Raw genomic sequence first — 3,395 nt, forward strand, 5'->3', positions numbered from 1 at the left:
ATACCTTCCTGAGCCGCCATATCCCCGGCCGCCGGCATATCTTCCTGAGCCGCTGCATCCACTGCTGCCGGCATATCTTCCTGAGCCGACTGAGCTTGCATGGACAGCGGCATCCCGTCATTTACCGGCTGTACTTCTATGTTTCCTGCCGTCTCTTCATTTATGATATCAGCTGTTCCGCCCTCCGGGCCCTCCGCTGTATTCTGCATTTGATTTATATCCTTGTCGCTCATGCAAACCTCCTGTCTGCGCCGTACGGCGTCCTGTTTTTATTTTATCCGCAGTTTTTCTCTCCAGAGCTACTTTTATTCTATCATATTCCAAACAGATGCCGCAAGAAATCATTATAAAAGGGAAAAATCCGATTCAGAATATTATCCCGCCTGAAGGTCATCGGCGGATATCCGGGAAATTCCGTAACCATGCGATATATATAAACAAGGAGCATAAGCGCCGCAGCCGCAGCCAGAATTTCCATGGCATACTTTACCTCTTTCCCCTTCACATACCGCATATAAACAAAATATACCCCAAACAGAACCATCAAAAAAGCGCATGGATTCAGCTGCCACGCCCTTCCGAACTGTCCCCGAAAAATATAAATAAGCGCCCTTGTGGTGCCGCAGCCCGGACAGGGCAGCCCCGTCAGGATAAGAAGAGGACAAAACGCATGGAAAACCGCTTTTACCACAATATAATAAATCAGGAAAACTGCCCCCGTCCATTTATACTGTCTGATATCCCTTCCGATACGTTTCAGGATCACCCCCACATTTTTCTTCATATACACTCAATTTCCTTAATGAAAAAATCCCGTCCGCTGATTATTTTCATATTCCTGCTTCCGCAGTCCGGACAGACTCCCCCGCAAACAGTGGCATGAAATTCTCTGCCGCAATCCAGGCATCTTCCATTAGCCGGCAGTATCTCAATTTCCAGCGCCGCCTCCTCCAGCATACTGCCCTCTACCGCGGCAGGATACACCTTTTTCATATATTCCGGTATTACGGATGATATTTCCCCAATCTGCAGAACAAGCTTTTCGATCCTGCCAACCTTATTTTCCACAGCGAATTTTTCAACTGTTTTAACAATTTCCATTAATAAACCCAATTCATGCAAAACAGCTTACTCCTTCCACGCCCGGACCTGCTCCCGCAGCCACTCTGCCCATTCCTCCAGACCTTCGCCGTTTCTTGCAGAAACAGGTATAATCTTTATATCCGGATTTATTTTCCTTGCCCTTTCCATACAGGCCTCCATATCAAAATCAAAATAAGGCAGTACATCTATCTTATTTATCAGAAGGACATCGCAGATGGAAAACATCAGTGGATATTTCAAAGGCTTATCATCCCCTTCCGGTATACTCAGAATCATGGCATTCCTGGATGCGCCCGTATCGAATTCCGCCGGACATACCAGATTTCCCACATTTTCAAGAATTGCCAGATCAATGCCTTCCGTTTCCAGCCCCTCAAGCCCCTGTTTTGTCATCTCAGCATCCAGATGGCACATTCCGCCGGTATGCAGCTGAATAACCTTTACTCCCGTTTCCGATATGGCGGCTGCATCCACATCAGAATCAATATCCGCCTCCATAACGCCTATTTTCATCTCATCCTTCAGCATGTCAATGGTTTTTTTCAGTGTTGTCGTTTTTCCTGAACCGGGGGATGACATCAGATTGAGCAGAAAGGTCTTCTGCATCTTCAATGCCTTCCTCAGTTCGTCCGCTTCCCTGTCGTTATCCTCAAATACGCTTTTTTTAATCTCAAGAATTTTATAATCCTTCATACCTCTTCTCCTTTGTTGAAAAATCAATTTACATGAAAGCCCCTGCTTTCCCCTGCAAGCTCGCGCAGGGTTATCTTTTTGGCAGATTTCTCCCGCAGGCTTCAAAACTGCTTATATTAACGTAACACTCCCTTGGAATAAAGTCAACGCATGTAAAGCAAAGAAGGAAGCGGAAAATACCCGCTCCCTCTTATATATTCCTTATCTTTCCGAATCCGCATTCTTATTCATATTCCGCAAACTCGGAGAATTCCTTCCAGATATTACAGATCCATGTTTTCCCCTGGTTAAAAATGATTTCATTGCCATCTTCATCATAGAATTTAGGCGGAACGCCATCGCCCTCCATACGGGACCAGGTGCCCTTTATTGCCTTGCCGCCAGTGAATACAATGGCATCCCCCTCACCGTGAACGCCAAAAGCCAGATAATCCTTAGCATCACGCACCTCACCATGGCAATACTGGAAAACCACGTTGGAAACAGCAAGCTGCTCATTATTCATCTCATCAATCTGTTTCTTCCCGTCCTGATAACGGTAATAGAGCTGGTCCTCCTTATTATACTCAAAATAAGGATTGTATGCACCGTAGCCGCCTGAGTTAGCACCGGTTCCTCCGGGACGGACAATTATGGCATCTTCCGCATCCTTATACTCCGCACGGTAATCCTCTGCCGCAAAAGTAAACTGCGGCACATAATCATCATCATATTCCCAGTCATATTTCAAACGTTCCACTGCATCCTTCAGACCGTCAATAAACAGATATCCCGTAAATTCCAGTTTATACCCGGGACGTTTGATTCTTCCATAGGCCTCGTCAGCAGGCTTGTAAATTCCTTCCACTCCTGCGCTGATGTTTTGCACTGTATCTCTGTTAATCAGCTCCTCCACATAAGGTCTGGCAAGGCCCCAGTTACAGTAAACAGCCTCATAGCCCATCGCTGTATACACAAAATAATCCCGGCTGCTGCGCACCGGCCCGATATGATCCAAATCATCAAAATCTTCAAATATCGCCATCAGCCTGGTAATTCTCCCTTCCACAGGCGCTTCGTAAATAACACTTGCCTGAGAGATCCCGTACTGAGGCATCGCCTGGGAATTATTCGGTATCATAACCGCAATCGGCCTTCTGGTTACAACCTCTTCATCCTTCCATTCTCCGGTCAGATAGCTCTGCATTTTTCCATCCACCGTGCTGCGTTCTTCGATAACCGGAACGGTGGTTGTCTCTGTTTCCGTTTCCGTCTCTGTTTCACTTTGTGTCTCTGTCTCAACAATCTGCGCTTCAGTTGACGCTACTGTCTCTTCCACCATGGTTTCCTGCTTTTTCCCGCAGGCTGTTAAAGTCAATGCCGCAGCCATTACCGAAGCAGCGGCCAATATTATTCTTTTCCGTTTCATCATTTGTTCTTTCCTTTATGCAAAAATAAAATCGGGTTTTCAGTAACTTAAAACATTATATAATAGACAACATCCTTTTGTCCATGTGAAACGGCAGATTCCTGCCCTGTCCCATAAATTACCTGAGAGCGAATTAGGCACAATATCATTCTACGGTGTAATAATCGAGTAGGAGAAAATTTCTCTGATT

At 45.8% G+C, this 3,395-nt stretch carries 5 protein-coding genes; all 5 read right to left on the reverse strand.

The features are described from left to right. On the reverse strand, positions 1-233 hold a 233-nt coding region (locus HMPREF1548_RS12965), incomplete at its 3' end, for a hypothetical protein (protein WP_021636640.1). Positions 234-313: 80 nt separating this feature from the next. Next, positions 314-784: a DUF2752 domain-containing protein gene (locus tag HMPREF1548_RS12970; protein WP_021636641.1), complete on the reverse strand. Its 471-nt coding sequence runs from the start codon at positions 782-784 to the stop codon at positions 314-316. Then, positions 781-1,122 carry a hydrogenase maturation nickel metallochaperone HypA/HybF gene (locus HMPREF1548_RS12975; protein ID WP_025487424.1) on the reverse strand — a complete coding sequence of 114 codons (342 nt, stop codon included), beginning with the start codon at positions 1,120-1,122 and terminating at the stop codon, positions 781-783. Before HMPREF1548_RS12975 ends, HMPREF1548_RS12970 begins: the two co-directional genes overlap by 4 nt. 6 nt (positions 1,123-1,128) lie before the next feature. After that, positions 1,129-1,797, reverse strand: coding sequence for a hydrogenase nickel incorporation protein HypB (hypB, locus tag HMPREF1548_RS12980; protein WP_021636643.1), 669 nt, complete (start codon positions 1,795-1,797; stop codon positions 1,129-1,131). 223 nt (positions 1,798-2,020) lie between these two features. Further along, on the reverse strand, positions 2,021-3,208 hold the full coding sequence (locus HMPREF1548_RS12985) for a DUF3048 domain-containing protein (RefSeq protein WP_021636644.1): 1,188 nt from the start codon (positions 3,206-3,208) through the stop codon (positions 2,021-2,023). Positions 3,209-3,395 lie beyond the last annotated feature (187 nt).

The organism is Clostridium sp. KLE 1755, assembly GCF_000466465.2.
GTDB lineage: Bacteria > Bacillota > Clostridia > Lachnospirales > Lachnospiraceae > Eisenbergiella > Eisenbergiella porci.

What these genes read in the sequence shown, in the direction of transcription:
- HMPREF1548_RS12970 (WP_021636641.1), bottom strand. Translation starts at nt 784, where the DNA reads ATGAAGAAAAATGTGGGGGTGATCCTGAAACGTATCGGAAGGGATATC.
- hypB (WP_021636643.1), bottom strand. Translation starts at nt 1,797, where the DNA reads ATGAAGGATTATAAAATTCTTGAGATTAAAAAAAGCGTATTTGAGGAT.
- HMPREF1548_RS12985 (WP_021636644.1), bottom strand. Translation starts at nt 3,208, where the DNA reads ATGATGAAACGGAAAAGAATAATATTGGCCGCTGCTTCGGTAATGGCT.